Source organism: Streptomyces sp. NBC_01716 (assembly GCF_036248275.1).
In the GTDB taxonomy this organism is placed as follows: Bacteria; Actinomycetota; Actinomycetes; order Streptomycetales; family Streptomycetaceae; genus Streptomyces.
In genome coordinates this window covers 2,061,832-2,082,453 of the sequence record NZ_CP109181.1, presented here as the reverse complement: position 1 = coordinate 2,082,453, position 20,622 = coordinate 2,061,832, and the positions used below count along the sequence as shown (strand labels likewise).

20 protein-coding genes and 2 pseudogenes are annotated in these 20,622 nt (G+C 66.6%); 18 read left to right on the top strand and 4 right to left on the bottom strand.

The features are described 5' to 3' along the window. The first annotated feature begins 48 nt into the window (after positions 1-48). A complete protein-coding gene (locus OIE74_RS08890; RefSeq protein WP_329380467.1) occupies positions 49-459 on the top strand; it encodes a hypothetical protein in 411 nt (136 codons plus the stop codon). A 297-nt stretch (positions 460-756) separates the two neighbouring features. Here OIE74_RS08890 and OIE74_RS08885 read toward each other — a convergent pair whose 3' ends face one another. Beyond that, positions 757-930: a hypothetical protein gene (locus OIE74_RS08885; protein WP_329380464.1), complete on the bottom strand. Its 174-nt coding sequence runs from the start codon at positions 928-930 to the stop codon at positions 757-759. 224 nt (positions 931-1,154) lie between these two features. Between OIE74_RS08885 and OIE74_RS08880 the strand changes: the two genes are divergently transcribed. From OIE74_RS08880 to OIE74_RS08840, 9 genes and pseudogenes are all read left to right on the top strand, one after another. Next, complete coding sequence (locus OIE74_RS08880) at positions 1,155-1,673, top strand: RNA polymerase sigma factor (RefSeq protein WP_329392213.1); 519 nt, start codon at positions 1,155-1,157, stop codon at positions 1,671-1,673. Further along, positions 1,666-2,262 (top strand): hypothetical protein, encoded by a 597-nt coding sequence (locus OIE74_RS08875; RefSeq protein ID WP_329380461.1) that lies wholly within the window; start codon positions 1,666-1,668, stop codon positions 2,260-2,262. Before OIE74_RS08880 ends, OIE74_RS08875 begins: the two co-directional genes overlap by 8 nt. 130 nt (positions 2,263-2,392) lie before the next feature. Continuing rightward, entirely contained in the window at positions 2,393-2,974 is a 582-nt protein-coding gene (locus tag OIE74_RS08870) for a hypothetical protein (RefSeq protein WP_329380458.1), read from the top strand. Between the two features lie 45 nt (positions 2,975-3,019). Next, entirely contained in the window at positions 3,020-3,616 is a 597-nt protein-coding gene (locus tag OIE74_RS08865; RefSeq protein WP_329380455.1) for a hypothetical protein, read from the top strand. Positions 3,617-3,850: 234 nt separating this feature from the next. Continuing rightward, positions 3,851-4,576, top strand: coding sequence for a hypothetical protein (locus tag OIE74_RS08860; RefSeq protein ID WP_329392590.1), 726 nt, complete (start codon positions 3,851-3,853; stop codon positions 4,574-4,576). A 20-nt stretch (positions 4,577-4,596) separates the two neighbouring features. Then, positions 4,597-5,210: pseudogene (locus OIE74_RS08855) on the top strand (serine/threonine-protein phosphatase); the annotation flags it as partial. A 1,042-nt stretch (positions 5,211-6,252) separates the two neighbouring features. Further along, complete coding sequence (locus OIE74_RS08850; RefSeq protein WP_329380453.1) at positions 6,253-8,799, top strand: RHS repeat domain-containing protein; 2,547 nt, start codon at positions 6,253-6,255, stop codon at positions 8,797-8,799. Positions 8,800-8,930: 131 nt separating this feature from the next. Further along, entirely contained in the window at positions 8,931-9,437 is a 507-nt protein-coding gene (locus tag OIE74_RS08845) for a hypothetical protein (RefSeq protein WP_329380449.1), read from the top strand. 193 nt (positions 9,438-9,630) lie between these two features. Beyond that, positions 9,631-9,795, top strand: coding sequence for a hypothetical protein (locus OIE74_RS08840; protein ID WP_329380446.1), 165 nt, complete (start codon positions 9,631-9,633; stop codon positions 9,793-9,795). A 29-nt stretch (positions 9,796-9,824) separates the two neighbouring features. Here OIE74_RS08840 and OIE74_RS08835 read toward each other — a convergent pair whose 3' ends face one another. Both OIE74_RS08835 and OIE74_RS08830 read right to left on the bottom strand, forming a co-directional pair. Next, positions 9,825-10,175 carry a hypothetical protein gene (locus OIE74_RS08835; RefSeq protein ID WP_329392589.1) on the bottom strand — a complete coding sequence of 117 codons (351 nt, stop codon included), beginning with the start codon at positions 10,173-10,175 and terminating at the stop codon, positions 9,825-9,827. A gap of 264 nt (positions 10,176-10,439) precedes the next feature. Further along, a pseudogene (locus tag OIE74_RS08830) lies at positions 10,440-10,616 on the bottom strand (hypothetical protein); the annotation flags it as partial. 7 nt (positions 10,617-10,623) lie between these two features. On the opposite strand from OIE74_RS08830, the gene OIE74_RS08825 reads away from it, so the two are divergent. From OIE74_RS08825 to OIE74_RS08810, 4 genes are all read left to right on the top strand, one after another. After that, a complete protein-coding gene (locus OIE74_RS08825) occupies positions 10,624-10,977 on the top strand; it encodes a hypothetical protein (protein WP_329380443.1) in 354 nt (117 codons plus the stop codon). A gap of 555 nt (positions 10,978-11,532) precedes the next feature. Then, complete coding sequence (locus OIE74_RS08820) at positions 11,533-12,438, top strand: RHS repeat-associated core domain-containing protein (RefSeq protein WP_329380440.1); 906 nt, start codon at positions 11,533-11,535, stop codon at positions 12,436-12,438. A 286-nt stretch (positions 12,439-12,724) separates the two neighbouring features. Next, on the top strand, positions 12,725-13,078 hold the full coding sequence (locus OIE74_RS08815) for a hypothetical protein (RefSeq protein ID WP_329380437.1): 354 nt from the start codon (positions 12,725-12,727) through the stop codon (positions 13,076-13,078). A gap of 836 nt (positions 13,079-13,914) precedes the next feature. Continuing rightward, on the top strand, positions 13,915-14,565 hold the full coding sequence (locus OIE74_RS08810; protein ID WP_329380435.1) for a nuclease-related domain-containing protein: 651 nt from the start codon (positions 13,915-13,917) through the stop codon (positions 14,563-14,565). Positions 14,566-15,028: 463 nt separating this feature from the next. Here OIE74_RS08810 and OIE74_RS08805 read toward each other — a convergent pair whose 3' ends face one another. Further along, positions 15,029-16,126, bottom strand: coding sequence for a LacI family DNA-binding transcriptional regulator (locus OIE74_RS08805; protein WP_329380431.1), 1,098 nt, complete (start codon positions 16,124-16,126; stop codon positions 15,029-15,031). 214 nt (positions 16,127-16,340) lie between these two features. Here OIE74_RS08805 and OIE74_RS08800 point away from each other — a divergent pair, with 214 nt between their 5' ends. From OIE74_RS08800 to OIE74_RS08785, 4 genes are read left to right on the top strand one after another with little or no spacing between them, the layout of a single operon-like run. Beyond that, a complete protein-coding gene (locus OIE74_RS08800; protein WP_329380429.1) occupies positions 16,341-17,642 on the top strand; it encodes an extracellular solute-binding protein in 1,302 nt (433 codons plus the stop codon). Between the two features lie 11 nt (positions 17,643-17,653). Beyond that, positions 17,654-18,694, top strand: a complete 1,041-nt coding sequence (locus OIE74_RS08795; protein ID WP_329380426.1) for a carbohydrate ABC transporter permease — start codon at positions 17,654-17,656, stop codon at positions 18,692-18,694. A gap of 1 nt (position 18,695) precedes the next feature. Next, complete coding sequence (locus OIE74_RS08790) at positions 18,696-19,529, top strand: carbohydrate ABC transporter permease (protein WP_329380424.1); 834 nt, start codon at positions 18,696-18,698, stop codon at positions 19,527-19,529. 2 nt (positions 19,530-19,531) lie between these two features. After that, a complete protein-coding gene (locus OIE74_RS08785) occupies positions 19,532-20,611 on the top strand; it encodes a glycoside hydrolase family 130 protein (RefSeq protein WP_329380421.1) in 1,080 nt (359 codons plus the stop codon). Positions 20,612-20,622: the final 11 nt, after the last annotated feature.

Genomic DNA, 20,622 nt, shown 5'->3' with positions numbered 1-20,622 from the left:
GCGCGGTGTGGGCGTTACAGGCGATATCTTGACGCATATTCGACGCACGTGACGATCGACGCGATTTGCGACCTGGTCGACGGTGGCATCAAGTGGCGCTCGATGCCGGTGGACTTCCCTTGCTGGAAGCGGGTGTACGCGTTCTTCTCTCGCCGGCGCGAGAATCAGTTGGTCAAGGAGTTCCACGACCGGCTGCGCGACAGGACCCGGGCTCACGCCGGACGGAACGCCGGGCCGAGCGCGGCGATCATCGACGCGCGGTCGGTGGAAGCGGCCGCGAACGTGCCGGCCGCGAGCAGGGGATTCGACGGCGGGAAACTGATCAACGGGCGTCACGGCACCTGGTCACCGACTCTATCGGCCTGGTCCCGGACGTGCTGGTCAGCCCGGCGAGCACGGGTGAGAGGGATGCCGTCCGGATCCTGTTGCCCGAGCTGCGGGCCCGCTTCTCCCGCTTGAAGCAGATCTGGCCCGACGGCGGTTAAACCGGGCCGCTGGTCACATGGGCGGCCACCGTGCTGAACCTGGTGCTGCGGGCCGTCAAACACACCAGCGATCTCCTTGCACGCCAACGCCTCGTCCCCGCCCGTGCGTTCACGGTCGGACAGGACCGACATGATCTGCTCGCAGTCCACCGACCGTGACGGGACCCCCAGTTCCCCACGCCGCACCGGGACCACCGATCCAGCCACCACCGGGCCGGCCACCGGCCACGGCGCCGCGCTCCCCGCGTCGGAAGACTCCGGCGCCTCCGGCTCACCGGGTGGGGAGAGTCTCGTCCAGCGTCTCCCGCGTGATCATGAAGCGTTCCCACGCCAGCTCCGCGTCCCCCAGCGCGGCCAGCACCCGATCCGCTTCCTCCCGCAGCGACTCCACCAGCCGCCGGGCACCCAGCTCCCGCTCCTCCAGCAACTCCATCACCGACGGCACCCAGCACCTCCACGACCGGGGCGAACATGACGCGCCAATCCTCCCGCGGAACGCCCGACACCGTGCCTGACCAGCGCAAAGTCAGCGATCAAGTTCGGTAAGGACGGTTTCCAAGTCACGTCTGATCTGCGTAGCCTTCACACCCGCTCCTTGCGTCACATGAGTGCCGGGTGGCAGTGTTCGCACGATTGAACATGCGTACGGCCTCCAAAGACCAGGTGGGGATGGACGAGCAGGCGTTTGACGCCCTTTACGCCGCGAGCGTGGGTCGGCTCATCGGTCAGCTGTACGCCATGATCGGTGATCGTGCCGAGGCGCAAGACGTGGTCCAGGAAGCCTTCGTGCGGGCCTGGGAGCGCCGGGCCGTGCTGGACAAGGACGGTGCGCCCGAGGCGTGGGTGCGTACCGTGGCCTACCGGCTGGCGGTCAGCCGGTGGCGGCGGGTGCGTACCTCCCTCACCTTCGCGAAGCGGCAGGGGCCGCCCCCGAACGTGCCGCCGCCAGACGATCACCACGTGCTGCTGGTCGAGGCGTTGAAGCAGATCCCCGCGGCGCAGCGGCGGGTCATCGTGCTCCATCACCTGTGTGATCTGGAAGTGAAACAAGTCGCCGAAGAGACCAACTCTCCCGTAGGTACGGTCAAGGCGCAGCTGAGCCGGGGACGGGCTGCGCTGGCGAAGATTCTGGCCGATACTCAGCTGGATCCGCGGGCGGTCCGGGTTTCGGAGGTGGAGCGTGCTTGACGAGATCGGCTTGGAAGAGCGGTTCGCCGACCTTGCCAGCGAGGGCCGGCGGTTTGCCGTGCCGCTGGCCGCCGAGCAGATCCGGGCGCGCGGGGATCTGCGTTGGCGGCGTAAGCGGGTGGCTAAGGCGTCGGGCGGTGTGCTGCTGGCCGCTGTTGTGGTCGTGGGGGGTCTGTCGATGGTCCGGTCCGGGCCGGAGTCGGCGCCGACCGCTGCAAAGCCGAAGCCGTCGGCGAACGCTCCCCAGTTCGTGGCCCCGACGCCGGCACCCGGTGAGGAGTACGCCAGCGAGTTCGGCTACGTGTACGACGCGGTGGTGCTGGACGGGGACAGGGTTCGGGTCACCGTCCAGCAGCTTCGTGACGAGAAGGGGACGGCCGTACCCACCGGCGTGGTGCACAAGGTGACCCTGGCGGCGGTGACCCCGGTCGAGGTGGAGCACCTGGCCGGTGGGAAGCCTGGAGACATGCGGCTGGAAGATGTCGTGGACCAGCTGCGGGCCGGACCGCGGTGGGTGTTCGCCCTCGACTACGACGGTGAGGGCCGGATTCAGTCGCTGCGGGAAGCGTACTGGCTGACCGTGGAGTGAGGTCCGGGCCCGGTCGGGCGGCATTCAGCGCCGGTTGAAGAATTGTTCTGGCCGGATGCAACCCGACGGGCGGTGTGGGGCGTAGAGACCGTGTAACCCGACCGCACCGGTTTCCAGGAGAACGTTGACCATGCACGCCTCACGCCGCCGGGCCACCTTGTGCCTGCTCACCGTTGTCGCCTTCGGCGCCCTTGTCCTGACCGGCTGCGGCGAGAAGACCGAGGACCCCGCAGCTCCCTCCGCCGTCGAGGAGACGGCCATCGCACCGGCCGACAGAGGCGCGGAGCCAGCGGCGGCCGACGAGACGCCCGTCGAGGACACGCTGGCGCCGGCCGACAAGAGCCCCTTCGCCGGTACCAAGCAGTTCGTGACGATCGACAAGGCCTGGACCGAGGGCGGACTGACCAAGCTGTCGGTGCGGCCCGCCGAGAAGAAGGTGAACACCCAGTTCGACACCTGGGAGATCGTCCCCGGAACGGGGGTCTTCGCCACGGTGCCCATGGCGGAGGACACCCGGGTGCTGCTGACCGTCCCGGTTCGCGGCGACGAGGCCTCGGGGATTGGGCGCGGTGAGCCCGTGTCGACCTCGCAGGCCGAGTTCGTCACCCTGCTGACGCAGCTGGACCCAAGGACCCGCGAAGGTGCCGGGTTCGACCTGAGCTTCGACGGAGAGGGCCAGGTCACCAAGCTGGAGTCGCTGTACAAGCCGTGAGCCGGGTACGCCGGGATCTGCCGGGGACCGCACCGGAGGTGGAGCATGGCTGATGAAACCGGCCTGGAGGATCGGCTCGCCGATCTTGCCGCCTCGGGGCAGCGGTTCGTCGTACCGCTGGCCGCCGAGCAGATCCGGGCGCGCGGGGACCGGCATCGGCGCCGCAGGCAAGTGGCTCTGACGTCGGGCGGCGTGGTGATGGCGGCGGCGCTGACCGTGGGGGTCATGTCGGTGGTCCGGCTCGGACCGGAGGCGGCACCGTCCGCGGCGCTGCCGACCGCAGCACCGAGCGCCTCTCTGTTCGTGACCCCGACGCCGGCACCGGGGGAGGAATACGCCAGCGAACTCGGTTTCGTGTACGACGCGGTGGTGCTGGAGGGTAATACGGTTCAGGTTACCGTGGCGCAGGTTCGTGACGGAAAGGGTGCGGTCATTCGCACCGGAGTAGTGCACAGTGTGACGCTGAAACCGGAAACTCCGGTCGAGGTCAAGCTTGTGGCCGGAGGCAAGGCGGGGGACATGCGGGTAAGTGAACTGGTCGAACGGCTGCGTGCTGGGCCGCAGTGGGTGTTCGCCATCGATTATGACGGTGAAGGCGGGATTCAGTCGCTTCGGGAAGCCTACTGGCTGACCGGCGAGTGAGCTTCTGACCTCGCAGAACGGATTCCCGGCCATCGACGAGGTCCATTACGCTCGCTCGGGAGCGGTTGACGAGATTCCCGCCGATCTATTGATCGGTCGGGATCTTTGTCATTTCGAGGGTGGCACGGTCGTGAAGTTCGAAGAGAAATAGTCTGATCCGGGTGCAACCCGGGGGGCGGTGTGGGGCGTAGAGAGTGTGTAACCCAATACCCTGGTCAATAGGAGCATTTGACAATGAATCTCTCCCGTCGTAACGCCCCCAAGGGCTGGCTCACTGCTGTCGCCCTCAGTTCCCTCGCCCTGACCGGGTGCGGCCAGAAGCCCGCGGATCACATGGAATCCGCCGTCGCCAAGCCGGCCTCATCTTCCGCGGCGGCCGAAATGACGGACGACGCCCTGCCCGATGGGGGCAAGAAGTCCGCGGATCCCGCCACGAGCGGCAAGAAGGCATCTCCTTCCGCGCGGGCCGACAAGACGGGCACCCGGACAGACGCCGACAGGAAGTCCGCCGATCCCGCCCCGTCTTCCGCGCCGGCCCGCAAGACGGCCACTCCGACAGACTCCAAGGGCACCGTGGCGACGGCCGGCACGGTCCCCTTCGCCGGCACCGAGCAGTTCGTGACCATCAACAGGGCCTGGATCAGCAACGGACGCACCTGGCTGTCCGTGCGGCCCGCCCAGAAGAAGATCAACACCCAGTTCGACACCTGGGAGATCATGCCGAGCACGGGTTCCTTCACCACGGTGCCCATGGCCAAGAACGGCCAGGTACTGCTGGCGGCCCCGGTTCGCGGCGAAGCCGCCGGCACCAGCCGCGCCGAGCTGCTCCCGTACTCCCCGGTCCAGCTCGTCACCCTGATCAACCAGTTGGACCCCATGCTCTACAGCGGTATCGGGTACGACCTGGTCTTCGACGGCGCGGGCCAGGTGACCAGCCTGACGTCGCTGTACCGGCCCTGACAAAGCCGGGACGTATCAGCACTGCCAGTTCGGTAGTACGCCTGGGAGTCGGCGGTGTCGATATCGACACGCCCGCTCAGCGCATCGCGCTTTCCGGCACCCCGTACGACCAGGTGATCCGGACGCAACGACCGTACGTGGAACGCGACACCGGCGGTGTGCGGACCCGCGTTGTCGCCCCCGTGACCAATCGGGGTGACGCAATCGGGCTGCTGGAGCATCGTCATCGCGAACAGGCCCTTCGCCGACCTGTACCAGTGGGGCCGGCGTGCCTCTCCGCTGAGCCTGGCGGCGGAGATCCAGCACCGGCTGCTCTCGGCGTCACTGGCCGTCGAAGCGGCCCAGTTCGCCGTCGCAGGTGCCCTCGAACCGGTGGCCCATGTCGGCGGTGACACCTTCGACTACGTCATCGACCGCGACGTCGTGCGGTTGTCGGTCACCGATGCCATGTGCCACGACGTGGCGGCCGCACTGCTGGCCACCCTTCTGGGTGGGGGCTCCGCGCCGCGCACGAAGGGAGGGCGCGGACCTGGAGGAACAGGCCCGGCCGCACACCTACACCGTCCAGCGCCTGGATCCAGGCAAGGGCGACCGGCTGATCATGCTCACCGACGGCATGCGGGAACGCGGCGCTGAGACAACACCGGAGTGAAGATGCGGAGAGAGTGGACCGGCTCCTGCCCCTTTTCGGCCCGGCTCTCCCAGCCTTCGATTCCTGACTTCTGCCCCCCTGGCTTGGTGCTTGCTGAGCGATGGGGGCAGCTCGCGTTCAGGGCGGCAGGGTGGATACGGGTCTGGCCTTCCCACCGGCGCCTTGGGGGCCGCCCGCCCACTGGCCGCACGCTTCGGGCTATGACGCACGTTTGACGCATCGGAGCCCTCAGTCCTCGCTGGAAAGCTCTGAAGATGCCTTCTGACCTGCTTGTTCCCCCTGAGGGGGCAAGTTGTACATCTTCCCGATGACGCATCATGTGGAGTGCGTGGCGATTCTGGAGCCGGTGGGGAAGGGCGCCTGACCTCTGGTTTCTCGGTGTTGGTAGCTCATTCCACCTGTTTGCAGACAAACAACAGTGGAAATCGGTGGAGGTAACCCTGTCCCGGCTGAGCTGCGGTTTTCGGCGACTGAGGTGGAGGCTCGGTGGCAGCGACGCCGGAGCGCTCAGCATCTCGACGCTCAAATGACGCTCGCCCGGACGAATGTCTGATGGGCTGTCGACGAGGAATCGTCGCCACCGGGTCGCGCTCGCGGTCGGACCAGGCCGGGACATGCCCGTTGCGGAGCGGGTGATGGGGGTCTCGCTTGAGAGGGATGTCAGCGGGCGCAGCGCTGGAGCCGATGTGAGCAACCGTCCAGTAAAGGCCCAGCAAGTACCTGCGAGGGCAGCGCTGCTGCCGGGCGCTGCCGTGACCTGCACCGCGCGGATGTTCCCGAACGCCGTCTCCCCGTCGATGACAGCAGCGACAACGACCTTGCGGGACGCAGGCGAGAGCAAGGCGAGATTGAGGACCGGGGGCTGCTCCGCGAGTCCGTCGGCAAGGCGACGGACTGCGCTGCGAGGGTTCACCGGGCGGCCGTAGCCCCAGGTCGCAGTCAGGTACCAGTGGGGCGAGGGTGTCCCGGACGGATGGACGCAGTCCTCGACCGATGGCGCAGTGGAATCGCGACACCCCGTTGGGTGGGCGAGCCACTTCTCACGCAGTTGAAGAGTCAGCGTGGCGAAGTCGGTTCCGCCGCGGGCGAGGTTGATGGCGATCAGGTCGGCGGGGATACGCGATGCTCCGCCCGGACCAGCTACACCCTGGACGGCAAAGAGGCCTCGCTCACCGGCCCGGACGGCGCCAAGTGGACCTACGAGTACGATCTGTTCGGTCGTAGAACCCCGGCGACGGACCCTGACAAGGGCGAAGCCACGACCGTCTACAACACACTCGACCAGGTGGTCAAGGTCACCGATTCCCGTGGCGAATCGGTACTTACCTCATACGACGAGATCGGCCGCATCACCGGCACCTGGGCAGGCAGCAAAACCGACGCCAACCAGCTCACTGCCCACACGTACGACGGCTTGGTCAAGGGGAAACCGCAAGCATCCACCCGCTACGTCGGCGGCAAGTCGGGACAGGCGTACACACGTGAGGCCACAGCCTTCGACAGCCTCGACCGAGCAACAGGCACACGGCTCACACTGCCCGCCAACGACCCGCTCGTGAAAGCCGGCGCCCCTGCCACGATCGAATTCGCAACAGCATTCAACAGCGACGGCACCAAACTCAACTCCACCGAACCCGCCCTTGGTGGCCTGGAGTCCGAGACCGTCGACTACGGCTACACCTCGCTCGGCCAGGTCAAATCGATCATGGGCAGCACCGGGTACCTCCTGACCACCGACTACTCGGCTCTCGGACAACCACAGCAATTGGTCCTCGGCCGTGCCAATACCGAGGCAGATAAGAAGGCATTCCTCACCCATACCTATGAGGAAGGCACCGGTCGCCTGACCCGTAGCCACGTCACCGACCAAACGCACCCGTACATGCTGCAGGATCTCAACTACACGTTCGACCAGGCCAGCAACGTCACAGCCATCGCCGACCCGACCCTGCTCGGCGGCAGCGGCAAGGCCGAGACACAGTGCTTCACATACGACGGCTTCCGCCGTCTCACCGAAGCATGGACTCCCAACTCCCAGAAGTGCGCCGACGAACGCAGCGCAAACAGCCTCTCCGGACCCGCGCCCTATTGGACTGGTTACACCTACGACACCGCTGGCCAGCGGAAGACGGAGACCCAGCACAAATCCGGCAGCGACGCGACAACCACCTACTGCTATATGTCCGCCCAGCCGCACGTGCTGACCGGGACCAGCGACGACAACGACTGCGTCACGCCGGACCGCGCCTACGCCGCCGACGAGGCAGGTAACACGGTCAAGCGCCCAGGCGGCGCCGGAGCCCAGACCCTGGACTGGAACACGGAAGGAAAACTAGGCAAAATCACCGAAGGAGCCAAGGGGACAGACTATCTGTACGACGCGGACGGCAGCCTGCTCATCCGTAACGAGAGGAACGGCGAACGGGTCCTCTACGCCGGAGGAACGGAACTGCACCTCAAAGCCGACGGAAAGTTCTGGGCTCAACGCTTCTACGGCACAAAGGACTTGACCGTAGCCGTTCGCTCCAACCAGTCGGGCACCAACAAGCTCCAGTACCTGGCGGGAGACCATCACGGCACCTCCAGCCTCGCCATCGCATCCGACACCCAGGCAGTCACCAAGCGATATATGACCGTGTTCGGAGGTGAACGCGCAGGCACCATCGGCGAATGGGGCAACGATCGAGGCTTCCTGGGCAAGACGCACGACAAAGCCACTGGACTGACGCACGTCGACGCTCGTGAATACGATTCGACACTCGGCCGGTTCATCAGCGTCGATCCACTTCTGGAGCCGGCGAAGCACCAATCGCTCAACGGCTACAGCTACGCGGAGAATAACCCAGCCACCCTGTCCGACCCGTCCGGCATGGCCTCGTTCACCTGCCAGAAGGCGGACTGCTCTCCCGACGTCATCGAGTCGGAATCCACTGTCGCACCTCCGCTTTCGATCGGCGGCGCCACTGGCTCCGCAGGGAACAACCCGCTGGGCGTCACGTCCTCCTTGGGCTCTCCCGTTCTGCAGCCGCGCCCACTCCTCCTGGGACCCGACCCCATCCCGCCCCTGTTCGCCGGCGAGCAGTATCCGCTCCTGACAATGCTGGATGAAATGTACAAAAACATCTCCACGAAGTCCGGAAAGCTCGCGAACAACAAACACGGCGGCGACGGCCCCTGGACCCTGGCGTTCCGCTGGCTGTGGGGCAGTTCCGAGGGCAACACCACCGTCCCTGACAGGTCCTACGACGGCGACGACGAGATAACCAAGGCACTGATCAAGAGTTCCGGCATGGAGGACGTCAGGGGATCAGTGGCCGCCCAGTTCAGAGTCAACAGAAAAAAGAAAGGAGACGAAACGGTAAAACGTCACAAAGAACCGCGACGGCGAAGATCTCAACTTGGCGCAGATGGCCAATGTGTACCTCTCCGACCTCGGTGGACTTGTCATCGGAAAGGACGACCGCGAAGCCCAGGGTGTTCTGGGGTCGTACGACGTGAGATACGAGATCACCAAGAGCAAGGGAAACACACTGACGGTCAAATATCACGCTCGGACGGACATAAACAATGAATCCTTCGCGCCGGGGCACGGCAAGTGGCAGGAAGTATTCAATGACGTGCCGGAGCATTTTTTCGGACTCACTGCCGGGTACCGAGTCGACATCCGATGGACCGAAACCATCTACAAGTAGGACGGGCTGAGTGAAATTCGTGAGCGCAAGAAGTGCCGTGCCATTCGTTCTGGCAGCGGCCTTCATATTCGCCACCACCGGATGCGTTAGCGAGTCCGAACGAGTCGAATCAGCACAGATACCCGGCGTCTGGACGGGAGCAGATGGTGGACGAGTCGAGTTCGGGGACGACGGCCGCTTCGAACTGTCAGGTATTCCGCGCGATGCTGTCGTGTTCAGCTTCATTGACCCGCCGCCCAAGGGCGAAACGGTCTCCGGCCAGGGCACGTGGTCAGTGAAGGAAAAGGGATCAATCGTCGAGCTCATCTATGACTCGACAGATTCCTTCGCGGAAGGGGGCGAAGCAGGTTCGCTCGGTGTAGCCGACAGCGGCGATCCCCCAAAACTGTACTTCTCGACCAGCACCGACAAGGAGTACGGATACGAGATCCAGAAGTCCGACTGGGGAATTCAAACCGTCCGGGGGCGTGTGCAATTCCCTCACACCCCCGGATCGCCTCGTAGCCATCCGCACTGATGAGCAGTTCCCCAGCGCTGCCCTCCCGGCGGAAGGGGTACCGCAATCTATCGGCGGAGCCCACACTCGTGCCACGATGCCCCGGCCCGGAAGTGCTGGGAGGGCCGCCGTTACAGGGGCCGTTCGACCCAGCGGAAGACAAGGCCAGCGGCGCCGATGCCAGTAGCAGGAGCCGCGCCGGGCGTGCGCGGCTATGGCCCGCCTCCCCCGCCCCGACAGCACCGACACCCGGTACCCCGTCTCCGTGGGACAGCGGGAGTGCGCAGACGCGCTCCCTGACGGCCTGGACGGGGACGAGCGCGACGCATGGAACAAGGGCTGCATCACCGGCATGCTCTCGGTGTACCGGACGTCGTGACGTACGGGGCCGAACCTCAGAAGTGAGCCTCAGGACAGTTCTGTTGGCTGGCTGGGTCGGGCGCCGGACGGCTGCGGCAGAGCGTCTCCTGTCGGCTCTTCTTGGCAGGCGTTCCGGAGACGTTCGTCCATTTCAGCCGTCAGTTCAGTCAGCCGCGCGTACAGCGTCTGTTCTTGCTTGGACAGGTTTCCGGACTTCATCCTCGCCAACAACTCTTCCGTGGCATCGGATAGGACACCCAGGCAGGTCTGGGCCGCCTCGTTGAAGCCGCGATCGTACACACTGAAGTAATAGGCGCGTGCGCTCTCCTCTGCCCCCTCCCTGGCCCCCTCTCGTACCGCGTGGCCGAGCTCGCGCAACATCTGCTTGCCCCTCGACATGCTGCCCCTCCCCTTATCCGTACTCGACACCGAGCTGCCGAAGGTACCGCCCGGCTGGCCCAGTTGGCGATCACGACCGCTTACGCCCGGCTGCTGCCTGCCTGCCTGCCTGCCTCCGCAGCGGGGTCTTCGCCGAGCGACCCTGATGCGCCGTGACCACCGTCGGGCGCCGGGCCGCCTGCTGGTCCCGCTCCTTCGCCAGGTCGGCTTTCGGTGTTGGCCTCGGCCCTTGCCCATCGCAGGACTGCCCCACTCGGCATGCTTCGCCCGCTCGGGCGGTGGCGGGTACAGAAGGGCCTGGGCAGCGGCCAGGTTCTCGACAACGCCGACTGCCACTCCGTGCCGGTCCACTCTTCGATTGATATCGCGGTGTTCGAAGCCGGCCTCGCGGAGTGTCTCGACCAGCAACACGCCCCGGCCTGCGAGACAGAAACGCACCATCCCCGCGATGGGAGGACTTGCCCAGGAGGTCCTCACCTACGGCTACAACGCCCAGCGCATGCCCGAAACTTTGCAAGGGCTGACGGGCATCGTACGGAGCACCGCATACCTGCCCGCCGGAGAACATATCCGCACCACGCTCGGTGTCTCATCGACCGGTAAGTGGACCGAGATCAACAGGTCGTACGAGGATGGCACCAAGCGGCTGTCTCGCCAGGCCGTCCTCTCCGAGACAAACGCCGCCAGTGACGCGGACACCCGCTACCGCTACGACCTCGCGGGCAACCCCGTTGAGATCGAGGACCGCGCGACCACTCCCGGCGACAGGCAGTGCTTCAGCTACGACGGCCACGACGCCTGAGCCGCGCCTGGACCGCCGCCTCCGACTGCGCCGCTGCACCCAACGCCGGCAACGTCGGCGGGATCGCGCCCTACTGGCAGTCCTTCACCTACGACAGCGCGGGCAACCGCAAGACCGCGACCAATCACCTCGCGGTCGGCGGAGCGGCCACTAGCTCGTACACGTACGACCTGAAGCAGGGCACCACCGCCCGCCCCCACTTGCTGTCATCCACCTCCACCACCCCGCCGAGTGCTTCCTCGCCCACCACCGGCTACACCTACGACGAAGCAGGCAACACCAAAACCCGCACCACCGGGACCAAGACTCAAACCCTTGACTGGGGGCCCGAGAACGACCTCTCCAAAATCACCGAGGCCGACAACACGGAAACGACGTTCCTCAACGACGCCGGCGGGAACCGCCTGATCCGCCGCGACACCACCGGCACAACCCTCTACCTCGGCGAAACCGAACTGCGCCTCGACAAAAGCCACCGGGAAGGTCGAAGCAACCCGCTACTACTCCCACGTGGGCCAGACAGTCGCCATGCGCACACCCAAGGCACTCACCTGGATGAGCGCCGACCACAACGGCACCGGAAACCTTCAAATAGATTCCGCAACGCAAGCAGTAACACGTCGTCACACCCAGCCCTTCGGCGAACAACGCGGACAGAACCCAGCGGCCTGGTCGGGCGAGAAGGGCTTCGTCGGCGGAACTCAGGACCCCACTGGCCTCACGCACCTGGGCGCCAGGCACTACGACACCGCCACCGGCCGCTTCATCAGCGTCGACCCCGTCGCCGACTTCAAAGACCCGCAACAGATAAACGGCTACGCTTACAGCAGCAACAACCCCGTCACGTTCGCCGACCCCGACGGAAAGTTCTGGCTCTCGCTCGTCAAAATCGTCCGAGCGGTCGTCCGAGCGGTCACCGCAGTGGTTCACGCCATCAACCGGTCAAGGGCCAGACCCCCGGTGAACCGGCGCATCGGCATCTCCCCGATAGGGACCTCAGGATGGCTCGGCCCGCCCCTGGGTATCAAGCCATGGAATGCCACCGTCAACTTCGGCTACGCCGGTGAACCGAGCGACCCACAGGCACAGGGCGGCTTCCTGGATTTCCTCGGCGGCATCGGTCACAACATAGTCGCGGGCGCGGAAGCAGTCACCAACGTGACGCCTTACTGCTGGATCGAAGATTGCAGCGGAGCAACAAAAAAATACGATGACTTCGTCACCAGAAAGGGCCTCGACAGCGATGCCAAGGCGTGGGATTCCGGCGACACAGTCGCGGAAGTAGCGGGCCTGTTCTCTTCTGTGGGGGCGATTCGCTCTCTCGCGAAGAAGCTGTTGAAGGGAGGCTCCGCAAAGGCGGGAGAAAGAGGAGCGAAGAAGACTGCCAAGGAAGGAGCCGGATCATCCACTCGTGGCGCGATTATACCCGAGGGAAATACGACTACCTCTTCGGCAAGGTGAAGAAGGATCCCCACAACACCCCACGTTCTCTTCAGAACAGGGCTCAGCTCGCGCGGGTCGGCGTGTATGATAACGCTGCGGGAAGAGGGTTGCTCAAGAAGCACTTTGATAATGCCGTCGAGAACGACAGCAATATCATCGAGACTTTCCAGAACGAGTGGGGCTCTTTCCAGAAGCGTGAGTCGCTGTTCGTTGGGCCGGGTGGATTCCTTAAATTTGATTCCACTTGGCGCGTCACCGGCGACGGGCTATCACTTTCTACCGTAATCTCGAGAGGCGGACCGTAGTGCCACAGCGAGAACTCAAGTTCCCCAGTGAGCAGGAATTCATAGAGGCGCTGGGAGTGGTACCGCAGTCGGAGAACTCGGAGGACCTGACTTTCTCTGTGACGGTCGAATTGGGCTCGGAGAAGGCATTGATCTCCTGGGATGTCTTGGGGTGCTCCGTGCGATTTCGAATTCATCGCGCTGAGAAGCTGGTGATCGACCTGTTCCGTGAGGGTGTATCGGAATTCTCTCTCAGGTCGGACGCAGGGAAAACGCGCCTATTTGTGCGCTATGAAGTAGCCGATGTGGCGGGAGAATTGAGTATGCAAGTTCTGCCCGAATTTCAAGTGATGGACGCCATGCTGTTGTCCTGAGAATCCCAGGCGTTCTGCATTTGGAGTCCGTTGTCGGCGGGGGTGCTCGGCCCGAGCACCCCCCCCGCGACCGCTTCCTCAGCCGGTTGGGGAACAGATCGAGCGGCTCGGCCGGGGGCAGATCGCCGGGCTGGGAACAGGACCACGTCAAGTTCGTGAGCGTGGCCGGGGGCGGGATGTAGGCGCGGATTTCCGATTGGCGGGGTCGGGGGTGGAGGGCTTCGCGAGCAAGTTCCTTAGATGTCGTTAGGACGAGTGCCCTCACCCTCACAGGCGCCGTCACCGGCGACACGTCCGAGGCCCGTGGCGTCGACCCCGGAGATTCGCCAGCAGGCCCGTCGGCGGGCGGAGGCCGACGGCCCGGAGGGGGCAGGCTGGTTCGTCATCTACCACTTGCTGTTCGTCGAGACCGGCGGACTCGATGTCACCTCCTTGTGTCGGAGTCTGTTTCACCCCGGGTGGGGGACGGGTTGGAGCGTTGCGGGCGACTTCTTGACGCTGGACACAGCGCTCACGCTCGTACCTGTCTATGCGGCCGGATGTCCCAGAGAAGCCCAGAGGGCTATCGCCTCCTGGGGTGTTGGCCCGTGAGGAGTCCGGATCTCTCGCCTGCACGAGCGCGCCCGGGTCCTCCGCGCTGCGCTCAGACGTGCCGAACGCGCCGTGGAATGACCGGTTATGGCGCTATGGCCGGGGCGGAGATCGCGTGACACCGTGGGGTGCCGCTCCAACAGGACGGCGCCGCCGCGTAATTCGCGTGCGAAGCACCCGCCCACGTTTCTCGATCACGGTGGTCGCCGCGGCGAGGTCGGTCACCACGGTAAGGAGACCATTGAATGACTGCGGGGAACTCGGCTTCGGCGCGCGCCGCGGCAATGCGGGCGGCAGCCCGGAAGGGCTGGTGGCGGCGTGTCCTGGCCTGGATAGGTATCGGAGGGCGTGCGGCGCGGCGCACGGACGCGAGAGCGGCGTTGTGGTCGCACGGTGCCGCGGGGGAGGAGCAGACCGCTCGATTACTTGTCGAGCTCCAGGCGCGGGGGTGGGTGGTGTGGCACGACCTGATGTTGTGGGGGCGCCGGTTCAACCTGGACCACATCCTCATAAGCCCGTGCGGGACGGTGGTGGTCGTCCTGGACACGAAGGCGTGGCGCCGCACCTGGACCACGGGGCTTGTGTACGGGCGGGTGCACTGCGGGCCGGACGACCGGCACAGCCAGATCGAGAAGGTCGCCTCGTACGCGCAGGCGGTCGCCGCGGTAGCCGGTTTGCACCCGGCGGTGGTACGCCCGCTGATCGTGGTGCACGGCTCCCCGGTCGCCGGCGGGTTCCTGGAAGCGATGACGCCTCACGGACCCGTGCACGTCCTCAGCCCCGGTTTTCTGGTGCCGACGCTGCTCAAAGCCCCCGGAGTGCCGGACGCCTGGCGTGCTCGGGCGTTGGCCGAGCAGGTGGAGCGGGTGCTGGCCCCTTTTGCGGGCCGGGGGTAGCCGTCCGGTTGTCCGGCACTCGAAGAAGAGTGAGGTAGGGCGCCCCATCAGTTCGGTTGCGTGACCGATTACTGTTGGCGGCCAACTCTCGCTCTGGGCGGGCTCGTGCTGGCAGGAGTGATGTCACTGGCGGAGTGCAGGGCACTACGGCATGTGGCTCCCGGTTCCGGAACGATGGCACCGCGGCTGCAGTGGCCTGGATCTGCCGGCCCCGGAGTGTCAGGACGGGGTCCGTATCAGCAGCGAGAAGCATTCTTCAGTCCCCACTTCGGCATGCGAGCAGTTCCAGCGTCGGGTCCAACAAGCCATGCCCAGCACGGCCCGAGCTTGCTCGAAGCCGGCAGCAGCCGAGGGTTCGGCGGCTGCCGTCCACGCCGGTTCGGGAACGGAAATGCTGGGGCGGCCGGTGCGGGCGCAGGGTCTTCGTATCCGGCGGCTATTCCTGCGCCCGCGGCCACCGGGCTCACGTCCGTGGTGGCGCGGTGCTCGCGCGGACCACGAATTCCATCGGGGGGAGCTCGGTCGGCTGGAATTTTCCTCCCTCGGTGAGTGAGACCAGTGCCTGCGCGGCGGCGCGCCCCCAGGCCAGCACGTCCTGGCGCACCGTCGTCAGCGGTGGCGCGATGCAGTCGGCCAGCGGGATGTCGTCGAAGCCCACCACCGACAGGTCCTCGGGGACCCGCAGCCTGCGGCTGGTCGCGGCGGTGATTCCGGCGATGGCCATCAGGTCGTTGGCGTACACGATGGCGGTCGGCGGCCGGTCCAGGTCCAGCAGCTGGTGCGTGGCCCGGGCTCCGGCCGCGCCGGTGAAGTCCGCCGCCACCGGCGGGATTTCGGGCAGGCCGGCATCCGCCAGCGCACTGCGCCAGGCGTCGCGCCGGGCCTGGGTGTGCACATATCCGGCCTGCCCGCAGACGTGTCCGATCCACCGGTGGCCGAGCGAGCGCAGATGGCCGACCGCACGGCGCACCCCGCTGCCGTCGTCGACCCCGAGGGCCGGCACCGGGCTGCCGGGCTGCGGCGGTCCGACGATCAGTGCGCCGATGCCCAGCTCCGTCACGAGTGCGGGCCGTGGGTCGTCGGTGCGCAGATCGGTGAGGAACACGCCGTCGACCCGCCCGTCCCGGGCCAGCCGCTCGTACGCCTGCCGTTCGGTCTCCTCGTCGGGGACGACCTGGAGCACCAGCGCGTAGCTGAGAGGGGAGAGGCCGGTCTCGATGCCGGCGACGAACTGGGGGAAGAACGGGTCGGTGCTCAGCAGTTCCGGCGGCCGGCGGATCACCAGGCCGAGGGTCTGGGACCGCTTGGTGGAGAGTGCCCGGGCGCCGGCGTTGGGCTGCCAGCCCAGCTGGTCGATGGCGTCCGTGACCCGTCGGCGCGCCTGCGGGCTGACCCCGGGGCGGTCGTTGATGACGAAGGAGACCGTCGCCTTGGAGACCTGGGCCAGCGCGGCGACATCACCGATCGTCGGCCGGTTGCCCTTGCCCCGGCGTGGCGGCGGAGGCTTCGCCTCGTGGGAACCGTCCGCCGACCCGGCCGCTTTTCCCTGGCCCTGCACCATGCCGCCTCGCCTTCCCACCGGGCCCCGGGGTGACAGGAGCGCGCCACCCCGGATACCGAAACATCTCGCATCCATCCTTGACGCTCAGATATTAAACCGGTTTGATGACGCTCGTAACCCCGTGGTGATCATTTCCGACGGGGCGGGCCGGCGGCGACGGGAGGGGAGCCGCTTCGGACCCTCAACCACCCGCATGGAAAGGGAGTTGGGCGCCATGAGGCGTTTTCCGCGCATATCGGTGCTGGCCACCACCGCGGCGGTCGTCCTGCCGTTGTCCGCCTGCGGTTCGGGCGACGCCGGCGGCGGCGGCAAGCCGACCTCGGGACCGATCGACATCTGGTACTCGACGAACGAGCAGGAGCAAGCCTGGGCCAAGGCGACAGTGGCCGACTGGAACGCCGAGCACCCCGAGGAGAAAGTCACCGCCAAGGCGGTGCCGTCGGGCAAGTCCACCGAAGACGTCCTCGGGGCCGCGATCACCGCTGGCAACACCCCGTGCCTCGTCTACAACACCGGTCCGGCGGCGGTCGCGGCATTCCAGAAGCAGGGCGGCTTGGTCAATCTCTCGGACACCTTCGGCGATGCCGAGTCCTTCATCAAGGAGCGCTCCGGCGGCGCCGCGGACGGCTTCCGTTCCCCGGACGGCAAGTTGTATCAAGTGCCGTGGAAAACCAACCCGTTCATGCTCTATTACAACAAGGACGTCTTCAAGAAGGCCGGCCTGGACGCCGAGAACCCGAAGCTGGGCACGTACGACGATGTGCTCGCCGCGGCCAAGAAGATCAAGAGCGGCAAGGCGGCGAAATTCGCCCTGTACCCCCCGGCGACCAGCGACTACACCAACGCGCTGTTCGACTTCTACCCGCTGTATCTGGCCAACTCCGGCGGCACGCAGCTCGTGAAGGACAAGAAGGCCACCTTCACTTCCGAGGCCGGACAGCAGACCCTCGGCTTCTGGCAGCGGATGTATGCCGACGGTTACTCCTCCCCGGAGGCGTTCAGCGGTGACATGTGGGCGGGCCCGTTCGCCGAGGGCGTGGCCGCCATGGGCATCGCCGGGCCGTGGGGCAAGGGGCAGTTCGACGGCAAGGTGAAGTACGGCGTGGTGCCGCTGCCAACGGCCGCCGGAATACCCGCCGGTGAGACCTCGACGTTCGCGGACTCCAAGAATGTCGGTCTGTTCACCTCGTGCGAGAACAAGCAGACCGCCTGGGAGTTCACCAAGTTCTCGATGAACAAGAAGAACGACGTGGCACTGCTGGAAAAGACGGGGCAGTTCCCCACCCGCGGTGACGTGACCGCTGTCGCCGGCGGTTATCTCCAGGACAACCCCTTCTACCAGCCCTTCGCCGACGCGGTCCCCCGGGCGGTGGACGTGCCGAACATCGCCGGCTCGACCGAGGTGTGGAAGACCTTCCGCACGGCCTGGGAGGACGCGGTGCTGCCCGGGAAGGGCGATGTGAAGTCGACCTTCGACAAGGCCGCGCAGCAGATCGACGACCAGACCACCGGCTGACGAGGCGCACCATGAAATCACTCCGCGCCAGCGGCGTCCGCCGCGCCGGCCGCGACGACACCCGGGCCGCGGGTGATCCGCCCCGCGCCCCGCGTCGCCGCCGTCCATCGACCCGGCACACACCGCCGACCGCCACACACGAGCCCCGTGTCCCGGGCCGGCGGCCCGCCGTCCCGCGGCTTGAGCGCCGGCTGGGCGGCAGCCCGCTCGGGCTCCTGCTGACCGCGCCGTACACCGCGTACGTCCTGGTCGTGTTCATCGTCCCGTTCGGGGTCGGCGTATGGATGGCCTTCCACGACTACTTCTTCACCGCGCCCGGCGTCTCCGTGCCGCACCCGTTCGTCGGCTTCGACAACTTCACCGAGGTCCTCGGCGAAAAGAACACCCGGCGCGCGTTCGTCAACCTTGGGCTGTTCATGGCGATCAACATCCCGCTGACCGTGGTGCTGGCGCTCGCGCTGGCGTCGGCGCTGAATGCCGCGACCCACTGGCGGGGCTTCTTCAGGGTGGCGTACTACGTGCCGTACGTGACCGCCTCGGTCGCCACCCTCGCCGTCTGGCTGTTTCTGTTCAACGGCTCCGGCGCCGTCAACAACGCGCTCGGCTCCTGGGCCCCGGACCCGTCCTGGCTGGCGAACAAACAGCTGGTGATGCCGCTCATCGCCGTCTACGTCACCTGGAAGCAGCTCGGTTTCTACATCCTGCTCTACCTCGCCGCGCTGCAGAACGTGCCGAAGGAACTGCACGAGGCGGCACTGACCGACGGCGCCGGGCGCCGGCAGGCGTTCCGGGCCGTCACCCTGCCGGCCGTCCGCCCCGTCACCTCGCTCGTCATCCTGCTGTCGATCATCACCGCGGGACAGATCTTCACCGAGCCGTTCCTGCTCACCGGCGGCGGCCCGAGCGGCGCCTCGCTCACCCCCGCGCTGCTGGTCTACCAGCGGGGCATCGAGCAGGGCGAGCCGGATGCCGCGGCCGCCATCGGGCTGATCCTCGTCACCGGCGTGCTCATCATCGCGACCGTGGCCCGGCGCGTCACGGAGAGGGACTGACATGGCCCGCATCTCGCGCGTCCTGCGCTACGCCGCACTCGGCCTCGGCGCCCTCGCCGCGCTGCTGCCGTTCTACTACATGCTCATCGGGGCGTTGCAGAAGAAGCGCGACACCGGCCTCGGCGGCCTGCTGCCCAAGCCCGGCAACCTCACCCTGGACAACCTCACCGGCATCGACGACTCGTTCAGCCTGCTCACCGCCCTGACCAACTCCCTGATCATGACCGTCGGGGTGGTGGCCTGCACGCTGGTCTTCGGCCTGCTGGCCGGCTACGCCCTGGCGATCCTGCGTTTCCGGGGCCGCGGCCTGGTGTTCGCGCTCGTCCTGCTCGTCCAGGCGATCCCGTTCCAGCTGCTGATGATCCCGCTGTACGTGATGGTGGTGCGCTACTTCGGCCTCGCCGACAGCTACGCCGGGATGATCCTGCCGTTCGCCGTCAACTCCGTCGCCGTGCTCATCTTCCGCCAGTACTTCCTCCAGATCCCACGCGAGATCTTCGACGCGGCGCGCACGGACGGAGCGAGCGAAACGCGCATCCTGCGCTCGGTGGCGGTGCCGCTGGTGCGCCCCGCGATCCTCACCGCCATGCTGGTGACCTTCATCGGCCCGTGGAACGAGTTCCTGTGGCCGTTCCTGGTGACCAAGGACCAGGAGATGCAGCCCCTCGCGGTCAGCCTGGCGAACTTCTCCCAGGCCAACTCCACCTTCCAGGACAACCCCATGGGCGCCGTGCTCGCCGGTGCCTGCGTACTGGCGGTGCCGGCCGTCGTCCTTTTCCTGCTCTTCCAGCGCCACTTCACCTCTGCCAACCTCGGATCCGCGATCAAAGGCTAGGTATGACCCAGCGCAACACCGAAACCGCGCTCCCGTATGCCCTGAACCGGGTGGGCGTGCTCATGGACGCCGACCCCACCGACCCCCTGGAGGCGGAGGGCGTCCTCAATCCGGCCACCGCTTGGGGACCCGACGGCGAGCTGTACCTCTACCCCCGCATGGTCGCGGCCGGCAACGTCTCGCGCATCGGCCGCGCCCGCGTCGTGATCGAAGACGGTGTACCGGTCGGCGTCGAGCGCCAAGGCGTGGTGCTGTCCCCGGACGAGGGCTTCGAGCGGGGCGCGCAGAACGCCGGCGTGGAAGACCCCCGTATCACCTTCGTCTCCGACCTCGGCGTGCATGTCATGACCTACGTCGCCTACGGTCCGCTCGGCCCGCGGCCCGCGTTGGCCGTCTCCACGGACACGATCAACTGGCGCCGTCTGGGCCCGCTGCACTTCACGTATCAGCCGCACCTGGCAACGGACTTGAACTTCTTCCCCAACAAGGACCTCGTCTTCTTCCCCGAGACCGTTCCCGGCCCCGACGGCCGCCCGAGCTTCGCGATGCTGCACCGGCCGATGTGGGATCTGGACTGGCTGCGCGCCGGCGAGGGCGCCCCGATCCCGGCCGGGGTCGACGACGGCCGCCCGTCGATCTGGATCGCGTACGTGGACGCCGAGGCGGCCCGCTGTGATCTCTCCGCTCTGACCTCGCTTCGGCACTCCGCTCCGGTCGCCGGCCCGGAGATGCCGTTCGAGGTCGCGAAGATCGGCGCGGGCCCGCCGCCGCTGCGGGTGCCGGAGGGCTGGCTGCTCATCCACCACGGGGTGACCGGCCCGGTCGCGAAGGGCTTCGAGCTCAGCCATGGCGCCGTCTACCGGGCCGGGGGCATGCTGCTGGACCCGGCAGACCCGGCGCGGGTGCTGGCGCGTTCACAGGAGCCGTGGCTGTCTCCGGAGACCCGTGAGGAGACCACAGGAACGCTCGGCAACGTTGTCTTCCCGACGGCCGTCGAACGAATCGCGGGGACCGTGTATGTGTTCTACGGGATGGCGGACAGCGCGATCGGCGTGGCCGCTCTGGAGCGGACCGCGGACTGACGTCGCGCGCT